Consider the following 13,748-nt stretch of genomic DNA (forward strand, 5'->3'; position numbering starts at 1 on the left):
GATCTCAAGGTTCGGAAGGCAGAAGACGAAGCGCGTCGGCCGCGATCGAAAGCCCTACTCGATCGCCGACCTTGGCCTGGATCGTGTTGGGCGCGTCGACGTTGAGCGACTTGCCCGATGCACCGCTCACGACAATCCGCTGCCGGTCGCCGATGAAGCTGACGGAATCGACAACGCCCGAGAGCGCGCCTGCCCCCGTCTCGGTCACGCGAATGGTTTCGGGGCGGATCATGACGGTCGCCTTCGCAGTCGACGTGCCACCTTGGATCGGCAATTGCCCGCCAGGCAGCATCAATACACCGTTCTCGATCGGAGCTTCCACGATATTCGCCGCTCCGATGAATTCCGCCACAAAGCGATCCTTCGGCGCGAAGTAGACCTCGCGCGGCGTGCCGATCTGCGCAATCGCGCCCTTCCGCATCACCACGATGCGGTCGCCCAATTCCATGGCTTCGGCCTGATCATGCGTGACGTAGATCGTCGTAATGCCGAGTGCTCGCAACAACCGGTTAAGCTCGCTCCGCAGCCGATCACGCAAGGCGGCATCAAGTGCCGTCAACGGCTCATCAAGCAGCAATATTCCGGGCCGGATCGCGACCGCGCGCGCCAATGCGACGCGCTGCCGCTGGCCGCCCGAAAGCTGGTCGATACGGCGGTTCTCCAATCCGGTGATGTTGGTGAGCGCCACCAGCTCGGCGACGCGTGCGGCACGTTCGTCCCTGGCGACGCCGCGGATCTTCAGCCCGTAGGCGATATTGCCCGCCACCGTCATGTTGGGGAACAAAGCGTAGGACTGAAACACCATCCCGACATTGCGCCGCTCGATCGGGACCGAGGTCATATCCTTGCCGTCGAACAGGACCTTGCCGCCGGCGTCCGGCAGTTCGAGGCCCGCGATGATGCGCAGCATCGTGGTCTTGCCGCATCCGGATGGTCCGAGCAGCACCAGCGTCTCGCCGCGCGCAATGTCGAGGGTCGCGGGATCAAGCGCGCGCGTGCCGTCGGCAAAGGTCTTGCCGCACGCCTCGATCCGCACCGCTGCACCGTGGCCGGCCGTACTCATCTTTTGTGATCCTTGTCGGCCAAGAGCTGCATCGCAACCAGGAGCGGAATGATCATCACGAAGAAGATCAGCGTGTAGGCCGAGGCCACTTCGAGCCGCATCGAGGCATAGCTGTCGGCGAGCCCGATCGGCAACGTCTTCGTCAACGGCGTATGCAGCATCCAGGTCAGGTTGAATTCACCGAGCGACAATGTGACCACCATCAATGCGCCAGCCAGAATTCCAGGCAGTGCGTTCGGCACGATGACGTCGCAGAACCGCCGCCACGGCGAGGCGCCTAGCGAGGCCGCCCCCTCATCCAGCGTCTTGATGTCCACGGTCGCAAACACCGCCATGACCGAGCGCACCATGAACGGCATGGTGAAGATCACGTGGCCGACCAGGATGAACAGCCAGGAACGGCGGAAGTCACCAAAGCTCCCATAGGCGAGCAGCAAGGCAAGTGCGATCGCGAGCCCCGGAATCGCCAGCGGCAGCGTGATGATCTCCTCGACGATGCGGGCGAGCCGGCCTCCTCGCTCATGCAGCGCGTAGGCAGCGGGAACTCCCGCAAACAGCGTGACCGCAAGTGTCGCGAATGCGATCACGAAGGAGAGCAGAATGGTGCCGGCATAGAGCTCCCAGACTTGCGCGACCCATTGCAGGGTCACGCCGGACTGGATGCCGCGGAAATAATTCACGGTGACGCCGGCGGAGATCGAAAGCGCTGCGGGCACCACCAGGAATGCCGCAACGAGCAGCGTGAAGATGAACTGGCCGGTGAAGATCAGGCGATCGCGCATGCTGTTACCCGGCCGCCGCGACCGTGCTGCCGCTGAACGTGCGTGCGAGCGCCAGGATGAGCCAGGTGATCAGGCCGAGGCCCACCGACAGCGCGGCCGACGTCGCGAAATTGGCGGCCAGCGTGAACTCAGTGTAGATCAGCATCGGCAGCACATCGATATTCGTCGCCAGCGTGAAGGCGGTCCCGAAGGCCCCCATCGCGGTCGCAAATGCGATCGCGCCGGACGCAACAAAAGCCGGCGCCAGCGCCGGCAGCACGACGTCGCGCTGCACCGCCCAGGGGCTGGCGCCGAGCGAACGCGCCGCTTCCTCCAGACCGACATCGAGCTTCTGCACAGCCGCCATGATGGTGAGGATCACGCGCGGGATCGAGAAGTAGAGATAGCCCAGGAAGAGCCCGTAGATCGAATAGGCGAACACGAACTTCTCGCCGAAGATCCGGTTCGACAGATCGCCGATCAGCCCTTGCCGGCCGGCCAACAGGATGATCATGAAGCCGACCACCACCCCCGGAAAGGCCAGTGGAAAGGTCAGCATCGCGATCAGTACGGCCCGCCCGGGGAAGCGGTGCCGCTGCAGGAACATTCCGGCAATCGTCGCCACGATCAACGTGACGACCGTGGTTGCCGCCGCCAGCAGCACGGTGTTGAACAGCGTCGCGCGATAGCGGCCTTCCGTAAGGATCGAGAGATATCCGGCGAGCCCGTGCGGCCCTTCCGCGCCTGCGACCACGAGGCGCGCCATCGGCAGCAGGAAGAATGCCGTGGTCACGACCGCGAGCGGCAGCAGGCAGAGCCAGACGAAGGATTTTTGCGACATCGGAAGAATGGTGCCCCGGCGAGGGGCATCATATTGCCTCAGCGAACCTCGGCGAGATAGCGGTCGACGAAGGCTTTTTGCACGTTTTCCATCTCGCCCCAGTCGACGCTCTTGGCGCGGGCATAGTCGCTGTCGGGGAGGAATTTGCCCTTCACGGACGCCGGCAGTTCGATCGGGCGGGCCGGACGCAGATAGGCGTTGGTCCAGATCGCCTGCCCCTTGTCGGACAGGAGATAGTCCATCACCTTCTTGGCCTTCTCCTTGTCGGGCGCGTTCTTCACGAGACCGACGACATAGGGAAACACCACCGAGCCTTCGCAGGGAATGACGAACTCGAAGTTGCCTTTCTCGGAGTATTTCGCGCGATAGGCGTTGAAGTCGTAGTCGAACAGGATCGGCATCTCACCGGAGACGACGCGGGCATACGACGTCTGCTTGGGCACGATCGGATCGTTCTTGCGCAGCTCCTTGAAGAAGCTGATCGCCGGATCGAAATTGGTGGGTGAGCCGCCCAACGCCAGATTGACGGCGACCGCGCCGACATAGCCGACGGCCGCGGAGGACGGGTCGAGATAGCCGACCATGCCCTTGTAGTCGGGCTTCAGGAGGTCCTTCCAGCAGGCCGGCACCGGCTTGCCGCCGAGCGCGTCCTTGTTGACGAACAGGCCGAGCGTGCCGGAATGGATCGTGGTCCAATAGCCGTCCGGATCCTTGAGGCCGGCGGGGACCTGATCCCAGTGCGCCGGCTTGTAAGGCTCGAGCGCGTCCTGGGCCTTGGCCTTCATGCCGAAGGTCACGCCAAAATAGCCGATATCGCCGACCGGATTGCTCTTCTCGGCCAGAATCTGGGCCAGTGCCTGGCCGGAGTTCTTGTTGTCATGCGGGATGTCGTAGTTGAGGTCCGCCTTGATCGCCTTCAGCATCGAGGCCCAGTCAGCCCATTCCGGCGGGCAATTGTAGCAGATCACGTCGGCTGCCTTGGCGGATTGCCACGGCGCGATCAGTGTCAGCGCCAGCAACGCAAGGACAAGGCGGACGGTCTTCATGGGAGGCTCCGGTCTGGGAGAGGATGCAATGGGGATTTCAACATCAACCGGGGGACCAAGTATAGGCCACGTATGAACGTTTTGCGACGCGCTTGCTGCCGTGCAGCAAATGCAGGCCGCCCCCATGCCAGCCATCGGACTCTCGCGGCAGCCGGTCGTTTCGCGCTAGGCTATCAGCCAAAAGAGGAAGCGCCCATGTACCAGCCGCCCGGCGTCAAGACATCGCCCGACCTTCCCGTCTCCGAGCTGATGCAAGCCTGGGTCCTTGGTGATCCCGACCAGCTCCACCTTTCCGAGAAGCCGACGCCGATCCCATCGCGCGCCGAAGTGCTGGTGCGTATCGATGCGGTTGCGATCTGCGCCACCGACCTCGAGATCATCCATGCCGGGTCGCCCGCAAGCATTCAGGGCGGCCTGCCCTTCAACAAGAACTTTACGCCGGGTCACGAGTACATGGGCAGGGTTGCCGCACTCGGGCCTGATGTCGACGAGTTCAGGATCGGCGAGCGGGTCAGCGTCGAAGTCCATGCCGGCTGCGGCCAATGCAAACGCTGCCGCCAGGGCATGTACACGTCCTGTCTCAACTATGGAAAGCCCGACAAGGGGCACCGCGCCAACGGCTTTACGACCGACGGCGGATTCGCCGAATACGCGATCAACCATATCAACACGCTGGCGCGCGTACCGGATACCATGAGCGACGCGGAAGCGACGCTCGTGGTGACTGCCGGAACATCAATGTATGGCTTGACGGAATTGGGGGGATTGGTGGCCGGCGAGAGCGTCGTGGTGATTGGCCCGGGGCCGATCGGACTTCTCGCAGTTGCTGTGGCCAAGGCGCTTGGCGCAAGCCCGGTCATCCTGACCGGCACGCGCAACAAGCGGCTGGCGATCGGCGGGGAATTGGGGGCCGACCGCGTCATCAACATCAACGACGAAGACGCCGTTGAGGTCGTGAAGCAACTAACAGGGGGGATTGGCGCCGACTATGTCGTTGAATGTGCCGGCACCGAAGCGACACTCAACCAGGCCATTCACATGACCAACCGCGGCGGCAAGATTTGTCTGGCCGCCTTCCCGCACGAGGCCGCGACGCTGGACATCGCGCATCTCGTGCGGAACAACATTTACGCCTACGGCATCCGCGGCGAAGGCCGCAGCGCCACGCATCGCGCCATGGAACTGATGGCGGCAAAACGGTTCGATGCGACGAAGATCCACACGCATACGTTTCCGCTGGCCGACCTGCTGACGGCACTCAGATATGCGCGGGATCGTGTCGACGACGCGATCAAGGTCGTGGTGACCAATCGCAAGGCCGACGCGATCGCGCGCGCTGCCGAGTGAGGTCCGTCCGGGGCTGCGCGGAGGAGCGCTGCCAGGAAAGCCTGCTCACACCGAGCAGTATCGCTCCTTGATCTCCTCATCGGCCAGCAGCGCTTGCGCCGACGCCTGATGCACCACGGAGCCTTGATCCAGGACATAGGCACGATCGGCGATGCCGAGAGCAAGTTCGACGTTCTGCTCGACCAGCAGAACCGTTGTTCCCTGTGCCTTCATGCTCCGGAACAGCTCGAACATCTCGTCGACCAGGACAGGCATGATGCCCTCCGAGGGCTCATCCAGCATGATCAGGTCGGGCTTTGCGATCATCGCCCGCGCGATCGCCAGCATCTGCTGCTCGCCGCCGGACATCGTGACCGCCTCTTGATCCATGCGCTCGGCCAGCCGCGGGAATATCACGGCGATCTCATCGAGCAGCTCGGCTTCCCGCTTCTTCGCAGGTGACGCGACCAGACCTAGTCGAAGATTCTCCCGGACCGACAGGCCCTGCACAATGCGACGCTCCTCGGGAACATAGGCCAGGCCCAACGCGAAGCGCACATGCGCCGGCTGGCGCAGCAGCTCCTCACCCTTGAAGGTGACCGAACCGCGTGTCCGCCCCATCAAGCCCATGATCGATTTCAGCGTCGTCGTCTTGCCGGCTCCATTGCGGCCGATCAGGCAAACGATCTCGCCCTTGGTCACCTCAAGACCGATGTCCTGCAACGCGTGGCTTGCCCCATACCAAGCGTTCAGTTTGCTGACCTGCAGCATCCTGTCAGTGCTCCCGCTGACCGAGATAGACACGTTTCACCGCCTCGTTCTGCCGCACCTCCTGTGGCGTGCCCTCGGCGAGCAGCTCGCCATGGTGCAGCACCAGGATGCGGTCGCTGATCCCGAGCACCAGCTTCATCTTGTGCTCGACGAGGATGACCGTGCGCTCCTTTGCGAGCTTCACGATCAAATCCATCATGGTCCGGGTTTCCTCCGGGCTCATGCCGGCCGTGGGCTCGTCCAGCAGCAGCAAACGCGGTTGGCTCGCAAGCGCCATGCCGATCTCCAGCGCCCGCTGCTCGCCATGCGCCAGCGTCTTGGCGGCGCGTTCTCGGGATTCCCACAGCCCGACCAGAGCCAGCAGCTCGTCAGCCCGCTCGACCAGTTCGGTCAGGCGGGCACGGGGACGCCAGATGTCGTATCGCGACACCAGCGCCTGCAGACCGACACGGATGTTCTCACGCGTCGTGAGCTGCGGAAATACACTGGTGATCTGAAAGGATTTCGCGATCCCCATGTGAGCAAAGCGATGTTGCGGCAAGCCCGTGACATCCCTGCCCTCGAACTCAACACTGCCCTTCGTCGGCTGAAAGGCGCCGCACAGCAAGTTGAAGTAGGTGCTCTTTCCAGCCCCATTCGGACCAATGATGGAGGTGATCGCTCCTCTGGAAAACTCGGCCGAGATGTTGTTCAGAGCGACGAACTTCCCGAACGTCTTGCCGACGCCCCTGGTGCGCAGAATGATTTCGCTGGCTTCACCTGCTGCGGTCGTCATCGCCTGCCCCGCGCGATCAGCGTGCCCCAGATCCCCGCGGGGAAGAACAGCACGCATGCAATGAAGATGGCGCCAACGATCAGTTGCCAATGAACGGTCCACACGGAGACGATGTTCTCCAGGACTAGGAAGACCGCCGCGCCGACCATCGGCCCGAAGAACGTCCCCATGCCACCCAGCAGCGCGATCATCACGACCAGGCCCGAGGTCTCGTAGTGCAGGATCTCGATCGGAACGATCGACAGGTGCAGAGCCTGCAACGCACCCGCGAGACCACAGAAACCGCCCGACAAGACGAAAGTCAGCAAGCGTGTCAGGGTCACGTCATAGCCCGATGCGCGGGCGCGCATCTCGTTCTCTCGCACCGCCTCAATGACGGCACCGAAGGGCGAGGCGAGAATGCGCGACATCACGAAGAATGCAGCGATCACAAAAGCCGCGATGACGTAATACCGGAACATCGGATTGATGAAATCGATCCGCAGGCCGAACAGATCGATGGTACGGACATTGATGCCGCGGAGGCCATTCTCGCCGCCGGTCAGGTCTACCGCCTGATAGAACAGGTAATAGACGCATTGCGACAGAGCCATCGTCACCATGGCGAAGTAGATGCCGCGGGTCCTGATCGCGAGCACGCCGATCAGCAGTGCCATGAGCAGCCCACCGGCGATCCCGGCCGCAATCGCCGCATACCACGGCCAACCGAAGTGCACAATGGCGATGCCGCAGAGATAGGCACCGGTTCCGAACAGCGCCGCGTGCCCGAACGACAAGAGACCCAGATAACCAAACACGAGGTTGAACCCGAGGGCGTACAACCCATAGATCAGGATGTTCACGGCGAGCGCCGTGAACGGCATCACCAACGGGAAGATCAGGATGACCGCCGCAACAATGCTGGCGCGGTGTCGCGTTGCGAACTCGTACCAACCACCCGTCGTGGCCCGAGGTTGTTTGATCGATTGAGTGGTTTCGGTCATGCCGGTCTCAGCTCATCAATCCGGCGCGGCCGAAGAAGCCCTGGGGACGAACAATGAGGACGATCGCCATCAGGGCAAAGATCGAGACCTTGGCCATCTCCGGGGCAAACAGCGAGGTCATGCTGACCACCACGCCAACCAGAAGGCCCGCCAATACGGCACCACCGATCGACCCCATCCCTCCAACGACCGTCACCACAAACGCCTCGGCAAGAATCGTGCCCCCCATCTCCGGAATGACGCCCTGGAGCGGGGCCGCTAACAGGCCGGCGAAGCCTGCAATCGCGGTGCCTATCCCGAACACGATCAACCAGACCTTGGAAACATCGACCCCAAGAACGCGGACGATCTGCGGATCGCGCGCACCGGCGCGGATAATCAGGCCGAAGCTGGTCTTCTCCAGAAACAGCCACAGCGCCAGCAGAACGACGGCCGTCACGCCTATCACAAATAGACGGTAGAGCGGGAAATAGCCGACACCGATGTCGACGGCGCCCTGCAGGACCTCGGGCGTATCGAACGGATACCCGGTCTTGCCAAAGGCAATGCGCACGCACTCCACCATCACGTAGCTGAGCCCGAAGGTCAGCAGCAGCGGATAGTCGATGCCGCGACCGCAGAGCGGCCGGATCAGCACGCGCTCAACGGCAAGGCCGAACAGTCCAATCGCGATCGGCACAGCTACGAGGCAAATCCAGAAATTGCCCCCGATCGAGATCAGATAAAGTCCGACATAGGCGCCGACCATGTAGAAGGCGCCATGGGCGAAGTTGACGACCGTCAGCATCCCGAAGATCAGCGAGAGGCCGATCGCAAACAGCACGTAGATTGCGCCGAGCGCCAACCCGGCAAACAGCTGCAGCGCAATCAGGTCAAAGCTCAGGCCCGCCATTTGTCCCCCTCGGCACAACGCGCACCGCTTTGCAGCGCACGCCGACGCGTGGCTCAGCTCTTGTGACCGAGCGCCTCGCAGGTGCGCAGGTACTTCTCGTTAGGCTCTTCGGTCGACAGGACCTCGAACACGTCGGACTCGTTCTTCATGTCCTTGGACTTCGACTTGATCACGAGCACCGACTGCACCGACTGGTGATCGCATTTGCGATAGTATTGCGGTCCCTTGTAGTAGTCGTACTTGAGCGCTTCCAGTGCAGCGACGACCTTGTCGGTCTCCACGCTGCCGGCGCCCTTGACCGCCTCGAGCACGGTCCGCACGCCGCCATAGCCGAGCGCACCGTAGTCGGTGGGCAACTTGCCGTCATACATCTTGCGAAAGGCGTCGTTGAACGCCTTGGTCGAGGCGAACTTGTCTTCGATGCCCCAATAGAATGAGCAGCCGCCGACGACGCCTTCGAATGCCTGGGGGCCAGCCGCGACGCGGCTGGCATGCGAGAGCAGTGGTGCGATGATCTGGATCGATTTCTTGATGCCGAAGTCGGTTGCCTGCTTCAGCGCGATCTGCTGGTCGCGACCGAAATTGCTGATGCAGAGAATGTCGGGCTTGAGCGCCTGGAGGCGCGGCAGCAGGGTCGAGAAGTCGGTCGTCCCAAGCGGATGGCGGATGTCGCCGAGGTTTTCGATGTTGAATTCCTTGCCCACTTCGAGGAAGCCGCGGACCATCTCGTGACCGTAGGCGTAGTCCGCCGTGAGGAACGCAACCTTCTTGCCGAACTTGGCGAAAGCGTACCGGCCGACCGCGCCTGACGTCATGTGCGGATTCAGCGCTTCGTGGAAGGTGTATTTGCTGAGGTCCGCCGCCTCGTTGATGGCGTCGGACTGGCTGATCGAATTGAAGATGACGCCACGCTCCTTGGTGACGTTGTTGATCGCAAGCTGAACCGCCGCCGAGAGACTGCCGACGACGAAATTCACCTTCTCCTTCTCGACCAGCTCCAACGTCCGCGTCGCCGCTTCACCCGGATTGAGCTTGTCGTCGCGCACGACGAGCTCGGCCTTGTGGCCGTTGATGCCGCCGGCGTCATTGAATTGGGCGACGGCCAGCTGAGCGGCCCGCACCTGATCCTGGGCCTCGGCGCCATAGGGACCGGTCAAGGGAACAGGGAAGCCGATCTTGATCGGTGCTTCCTCGGCCTGCAGCAGATTGATGCGAAAAGGCGAGACGGCGAGAGCGGCGCCGGCGCTTGCCGTCGTCAGCAGACGACGCCGCGATATCGAACCGGCTTTGGTGACCTTCTTCGTCATGACTATCCTCCCCAAGAACTGTCTGTGTTTTGCTTATCGCCTTGTCTTTGCCCGGAACGTCTCCACCTCAGATTCGTCCCAAGGCCGTCAGGATAACCTGAGGCGTGAGCGGAATCTCGGTAATTGTTGCGCCGAACGGCCGCAGCGCATCATTGACCGCGTTGGCAACCGCGGCTGCCGCACCGGCCGTACCCGCCTCGCCCGCCCCTTTGGCTCCCAGCTCCGATTCCAGTGTCGGCGACACCACGTGGCCAATATCGATATCGGGCATCTCGCCGGACATCGGGACCAAATAATCCGCCATGTTGGCGTTGGTCAGCTGACCACGCTCGTCATAGATACACTTCTCGAACAGCGCCGCGCCGAGCCCCTGCACAACCCCACCCCGGATCTGTTCGTCGACCAGTTGCGGGTTGATGATGGTGCCGCAGTCTTCGACAACCCAATGCTTCAGCAACGTCACGAACCCGGTCTCGGTATCGACCTCAAGCCATGAGGCCTGGACGCCGTTGGTGAACGCAAAGGGATACTGGCGCGGCACGAAATGGCGGGTCGCCATCAACTCGGGCTGGATGCCCGGCGGGAGGGTATCCGGTCGAAAATAGACGATCCGCGCCAGCTCGTTCAGCTCGATCCGCGACGCGCCGTCGTCGGCATTGACGATGCGGTTGTCGACGATATCGAGCCCGGCCGGCGTCGATTGCAGGATGGCTGCGGCGACATCCAGAATATTCTGGCGCAGAGCCTTGGCGGCCTGCAAGGCGGCTTCGCCGCCGATGCCGGCGCCGCGCGAGGCCCAGGTGCCGCCGCCGTAGGGTGTATTGTCGGTGTCGCCCAGGGTCACGCGGACCCGGTCCATCGAGACGCCGAGCACGCTGCCGACGATCTGGGCCGTCAGCGACTCCGACCCCTGCCCCTGCTCCGTGATGCTGGTCTGGCAGATCACCGAGCCCTGTGCATCGAGCCGAACCGCAACACCATCCTGCGATGAAATCTTCGCGCCGCCGACGCCGTAAAAGGCGGCACTTGGATTGGTGACCTCGATGAAGCTCGCGATTCCGATGCCCCGGTGTATATTTCTGGTGCACAGTGCCGCCTGCTCGGCACGCAATGCGTCGTAGTCCATCATCTGAAGCAGCTTGGCCAACGAGGCATGATGCGAAAGCTGCTCGAACTTCATGCCCGAGGGGGATGCACAGGGATAGGCATCGTCGGCGATCAGGTTGCGCCGGCGGATCTCGACGGGGTCCATAGCGATCTTTGCCGCGGCCAAATCGACCAGACCTTCGGTGACAGAACAGGCTATCGGGTGTCCGACCGCCCGGTACTGGCACATCACGTTCTTGTTCTGGAACACGACCCGCGCTCGCGCCCGGTAGTTCGGCGTGACATACGGCCCGCCAACGAGATTGACCACCTGATTGGCCTCGATGGCGCTGGTGCGTGGATACATCGAATAGGGACCGATCCCCGTCAGGTCTTCAATCTCGAAGGCCGTGATCGTACCGTCCGGTCTGACGCCGATCCGCCCCCTGCATCGATGATCGCGGGCGTGAATGTCCGTGTTGAAGCTCTCGATACGGTCAGCCGCGAATTTGACCGGCCGACGCAACAACTTCGATAGCGCGTATGTCGCCATTTCGTCGGCATAGATGTGGACCTTGATGCCGAACGAGCCGCCGACGTCCTTGCAGACCACCCGGACCTGCGCCTCCCTCAATCCGAGATGCAGGGCTGCAATGTTCTGCACCATGTGCGGCGCCTGCGTGCCCTGATAGATCGTCAGCCGCGCCTCGGCCGCATTCCAGTCGGCAACCACTGCACGCGGTTCAAGCGTCACGCCGGTGTGCCGCCCGAACACGAATTCGGCCTCGACGACTTCGGACTCCGACAATGCGTGGTCGACGTCGCCGGCATCGAGTGTCCGTTCGAAGGCAAGATTGTCACCAAGCGAGGCGTGAATGACAAGGGTCGCGGGATCGAGCGCAGTGCGCATGTCGGTGACCGCCGCGAGCTCCTCGTAATCGACGGCAATACGCTCCATGGCATCTTCAGCCGCTGCACGGCTGGTCGCGACAATCGCCGCGACCGCTTCACCCTGCCAGCAGACCCGGTCGACTGCGATCGCGTGCTGCGGCGCGGACTTCAGTCCCTTCAGATGCGAGAGCACACCGACCCACGGCGTGATGACAGCCTCGAGCTCCCGACCCGTCACGATGGCAATGACGCCAGACATACGCCGCGCCGTGTCGGCGTCGATCGCTACGATTCTGGCGTGGGCATGGGGCGACCGCAAGAAAACCACATGCGCCATCCGCGGCAATTCCAAGTCGCTGACGTATTGTCCGCGCCCTTGCAGCAACCTGTCCAGGTTGGGTCGCGGCACCGTCTTGCCGATATAGGAATTCGGGCGATCGAGCACCGAAAGTGACTCTGCTGGCGCACGGGTCACGGTCATGTCCGCCGCTCCGAGCGCGTCTTGGCTGTCGCCTCCACAGCGTCCACGATGGCCTGATAGCCGGTGCAGCGGCAATAATTGCCGGAGAGATGCTCGCGGATCGCTTGCCGATCAGGCACGGGCGAATGCTTCAGCAGATCCTGCGCCGTCATCAGCATCCCCGGCGTGCAGTAGCCGCACTGCAATGCATTGCGTTCGCGAAATGCCGCCTGAAGATCGGCAATTTCACCGCTGTCGGACACCCCCTCGATGGTCTCGACTGACGCGCCATGCGCCTGGACCGCCAGCATCAGGCAGGAGCGGACGATCTCGCCATCGATCCGAACAGTACAGGCACCACAGACGCCGTGCTCGCAACCGACATGCGTTCCGGTCAGCTTAAGATTTTCCCGGAGAAAGTCAGCGAGGTTGAGCCGCGGCAGCACAAAGGCATCGATCGGTTCGCCGTTGACCAGAAGCGAGACCGATACCAGAGCGCTCACTTGACCACTCCCGTTGCCAGCTCGGGTCGCGCGAGCAAATCGGCCACGCAGCGCCGGAGCAAGACAGTGGCGAGGTGTCGGCGCATGGCCGCGGTAGCCTGTTGATCCTCCTGCGGGTCGAGCTCGTTGGTCAGCGCCGTCGCAGCTTCCGCCAGCAATCCGGGCTTCACGGATGCATTGATCAGCTTGCCGGCGGCAGCTGCGAGCAGAGGCCGATCGCCAACGGCAAAGAAGCCCAGCCGAAGATCCGAGAACCGGCCAGCAGCAACAACAGCACGCGCGGCAAGACCAACGATGGCGTAGTCACCATGCCGCCGGGCGTACTCCTGAAAAAAGAACGTCGAGCCTTGGCCTGTGACTGGCACCTCGATCGCGACAAGCAATTCGTCCGGCGATAGTGCCGTTTCGTAGATTCCTTTGAAAAATTCGGTCGCTGCAATCCGCCGCTCGCCCGTCGAACCGCAAGCAACGATCGTGGCGTCAAGCACCACGACACAGGCCGGCAGCTCCGACGCGGGATCGGCGTGAGCGAGGCTTCCGCCAATCGTTCCGCGGTTGCGGATCGCGGGATGAGCAACGTGGCTGACGGCATCCCGCAGCAGCGGAGCGTGCAGCGCAATCTCCGGCGATCTGAGCAAGTCGACATGCCGGGTCAGCGCGCCAACGACGAGGACATCTCCCCTCATGGCTATGCCGCGTAACTCGGCAAGGCCGCCGATATCGACCAGAATCTCCGGGGATAGAAGCCGCAGGTTCATCGCCGGCATCAGGCTCTGGCCGCCCGACAGAACCTTCGCCTTGTCGCCATGCACGGCAAGCAACTCCAGCGCATTCACGACGCTGGTCGCGCGGGCGTAGGCGAAAGCCGCAGCTTTCATGTGGGCGTGGCCTCCCGGCCCAATTTTGGTTTGCCAGATTAGAGGGCCGCCCTGTTCAAAGGTCAAGCTTGTTTATCGAGTGATTATTTGTGCGTCAGGGCTTGTCTTCGCCTTGGGAAGGCCGCAGGTTCCTTGCCAACTAAAGTTCAACGAGCAGGGAGGCGG

The 13,748-nt window shown here is 62.6% G+C and carries 13 protein-coding genes; 1 reads left to right on the plus strand and 12 read right to left on the minus strand.

The window, feature by feature from the left end; genetic code table 11:
- Positions 1-4: 4 nt before the first annotated feature.
- Genes QMZ05_RS00085 through QMZ05_RS00100 form a run of 4 tightly spaced genes read right to left on the minus strand, consistent with a single transcriptional unit; the run spans position 5 to position 3,711 of the window.
- Entirely contained in the window at positions 5-1,063 is a 1,059-nt protein-coding gene (locus QMZ05_RS00085) for an ABC transporter ATP-binding protein (protein ID WP_353698910.1), read from the minus strand.
- A complete protein-coding gene (locus QMZ05_RS00090; protein ID WP_353698911.1) occupies positions 1,060-1,845 on the minus strand; it encodes an ABC transporter permease subunit in 786 nt (261 codons plus the stop codon). The genes QMZ05_RS00085 and QMZ05_RS00090 overlap by 4 nt, the downstream gene beginning before the upstream one ends.
- Positions 1,846-1,849: 4 nt before the next feature.
- Positions 1,850-2,665 (minus strand): ABC transporter permease, encoded by an 816-nt coding sequence (locus QMZ05_RS00095; RefSeq protein WP_353698912.1) that lies wholly within the window; start codon positions 2,663-2,665, stop codon positions 1,850-1,852.
- Positions 2,666-2,703: 38 nt separating this feature from the next.
- Positions 2,704-3,711 carry an ABC transporter substrate-binding protein gene (locus QMZ05_RS00100; protein ID WP_353698913.1) on the minus strand — a complete coding sequence of 336 codons (1,008 nt, stop codon included), beginning with the start codon at positions 3,709-3,711 and terminating at the stop codon, positions 2,704-2,706.
- Positions 3,712-3,906: 195 nt separating this feature from the next.
- Here QMZ05_RS00100 and QMZ05_RS00105 point away from each other — a divergent pair, with 195 nt between their 5' ends.
- A complete protein-coding gene (locus QMZ05_RS00105) occupies positions 3,907-5,058 on the plus strand; it encodes a zinc-binding dehydrogenase (protein ID WP_353698914.1) in 1,152 nt (383 codons plus the stop codon).
- A 45-nt stretch (positions 5,059-5,103) separates the two neighbouring features.
- Here the strand turns inward: QMZ05_RS00105 and QMZ05_RS00110 are convergent, their stop codons facing one another.
- The 8 genes from QMZ05_RS00110 to QMZ05_RS00145 form a co-directional block, all read right to left on the minus strand.
- A complete protein-coding gene (locus QMZ05_RS00110; RefSeq protein WP_353698915.1) occupies positions 5,104-5,808 on the minus strand; it encodes an ABC transporter ATP-binding protein in 705 nt (234 codons plus the stop codon).
- A gap of 4 nt (positions 5,809-5,812) precedes the next feature.
- Positions 5,813-6,583 carry an ABC transporter ATP-binding protein gene (locus QMZ05_RS00115; RefSeq protein WP_353698916.1) on the minus strand — a complete coding sequence of 257 codons (771 nt, stop codon included), beginning with the start codon at positions 6,581-6,583 and terminating at the stop codon, positions 5,813-5,815.
- A complete protein-coding gene (locus QMZ05_RS00120) occupies positions 6,580-7,566 on the minus strand; it encodes a branched-chain amino acid ABC transporter permease (protein ID WP_353698917.1) in 987 nt (328 codons plus the stop codon). The genes QMZ05_RS00115 and QMZ05_RS00120 overlap by 4 nt, the downstream gene beginning before the upstream one ends.
- Before the next feature lie 7 nt (positions 7,567-7,573).
- A complete protein-coding gene (locus tag QMZ05_RS00125; RefSeq protein WP_353698918.1) occupies positions 7,574-8,458 on the minus strand; it encodes a branched-chain amino acid ABC transporter permease in 885 nt (294 codons plus the stop codon).
- A 53-nt stretch (positions 8,459-8,511) separates the two neighbouring features.
- Entirely contained in the window at positions 8,512-9,765 is a 1,254-nt protein-coding gene (locus QMZ05_RS00130) for an ABC transporter substrate-binding protein (protein ID WP_353698919.1), read from the minus strand.
- 67 nt (positions 9,766-9,832) lie between these two features.
- Complete coding sequence (locus QMZ05_RS00135) at positions 9,833-12,223, minus strand: xanthine dehydrogenase family protein molybdopterin-binding subunit (protein WP_353698920.1); 2,391 nt, start codon at positions 12,221-12,223, stop codon at positions 9,833-9,835.
- Positions 12,220-12,705, minus strand: a complete 486-nt coding sequence (locus tag QMZ05_RS00140; RefSeq protein ID WP_353698921.1) for a (2Fe-2S)-binding protein — start codon at positions 12,703-12,705, stop codon at positions 12,220-12,222. The genes QMZ05_RS00135 and QMZ05_RS00140 overlap by 4 nt, the downstream gene beginning before the upstream one ends.
- Positions 12,702-13,583 (minus strand): xanthine dehydrogenase family protein subunit M, encoded by an 882-nt coding sequence (locus tag QMZ05_RS00145; protein ID WP_353698922.1) that lies wholly within the window; start codon positions 13,581-13,583, stop codon positions 12,702-12,704. The genes QMZ05_RS00140 and QMZ05_RS00145 overlap by 4 nt, the downstream gene beginning before the upstream one ends.
- Positions 13,584-13,748 lie beyond the last annotated feature (165 nt).

The sequence above is a fragment of the Bradyrhizobium sp. INPA03-11B genome (assembly GCF_040446015.1).
GTDB classification, from domain to species: Bacteria; Pseudomonadota; Alphaproteobacteria; order Rhizobiales; family Xanthobacteraceae; genus Bradyrhizobium; species Bradyrhizobium macuxiense_A.

Bases quoted from the DNA above. Each gene is read 5' to 3' on its own strand.
- QMZ05_RS00085 (WP_353698910.1), bottom strand. From the start codon at position 1,063: ATGAGTACGGCCGGCCACGGTGCAGCGGTGCGGATCGAGGCGTGCGGC.
- QMZ05_RS00090 (WP_353698911.1), bottom strand. From the start codon at position 1,845: ATGCGCGATCGCCTGATCTTCACCGGCCAGTTCATCTTCACGCTGCTC.
- QMZ05_RS00095 (WP_353698912.1), bottom strand. From the start codon at position 2,665: ATGTCGCAAAAATCCTTCGTCTGGCTCTGCCTGCTGCCGCTCGCGGTC.
- QMZ05_RS00100 (WP_353698913.1), bottom strand. From the start codon at position 3,711: ATGAAGACCGTCCGCCTTGTCCTTGCGTTGCTGGCGCTGACACTGATC.
- QMZ05_RS00105 (WP_353698914.1), top strand. From the start codon at position 3,907: ATGTACCAGCCGCCCGGCGTCAAGACATCGCCCGACCTTCCCGTCTCC.
- QMZ05_RS00110 (WP_353698915.1), bottom strand. From the start codon at position 5,808: ATGCTGCAGGTCAGCAAACTGAACGCTTGGTATGGGGCAAGCCACGCG.
- QMZ05_RS00115 (WP_353698916.1), bottom strand. From the start codon at position 6,583: ATGACGACCGCAGCAGGTGAAGCCAGCGAAATCATTCTGCGCACCAGG.
- QMZ05_RS00120 (WP_353698917.1), bottom strand. From the start codon at position 7,566: ATGACCGAAACCACTCAATCGATCAAACAACCTCGGGCCACGACGGGT.
- QMZ05_RS00125 (WP_353698918.1), bottom strand. From the start codon at position 8,458: ATGGCGGGCCTGAGCTTTGACCTGATTGCGCTGCAGCTGTTTGCCGGG.
- QMZ05_RS00130 (WP_353698919.1), bottom strand. From the start codon at position 9,765: ATGACGAAGAAGGTCACCAAAGCCGGTTCGATATCGCGGCGTCGTCTG.
- QMZ05_RS00135 (WP_353698920.1), bottom strand. From the start codon at position 12,223: ATGACCGTGACCCGTGCGCCAGCAGAGTCACTTTCGGTGCTCGATCGC.
- QMZ05_RS00145 (WP_353698922.1), bottom strand. From the start codon at position 13,583: ATGAAAGCTGCGGCTTTCGCCTACGCCCGCGCGACCAGCGTCGTGAAT.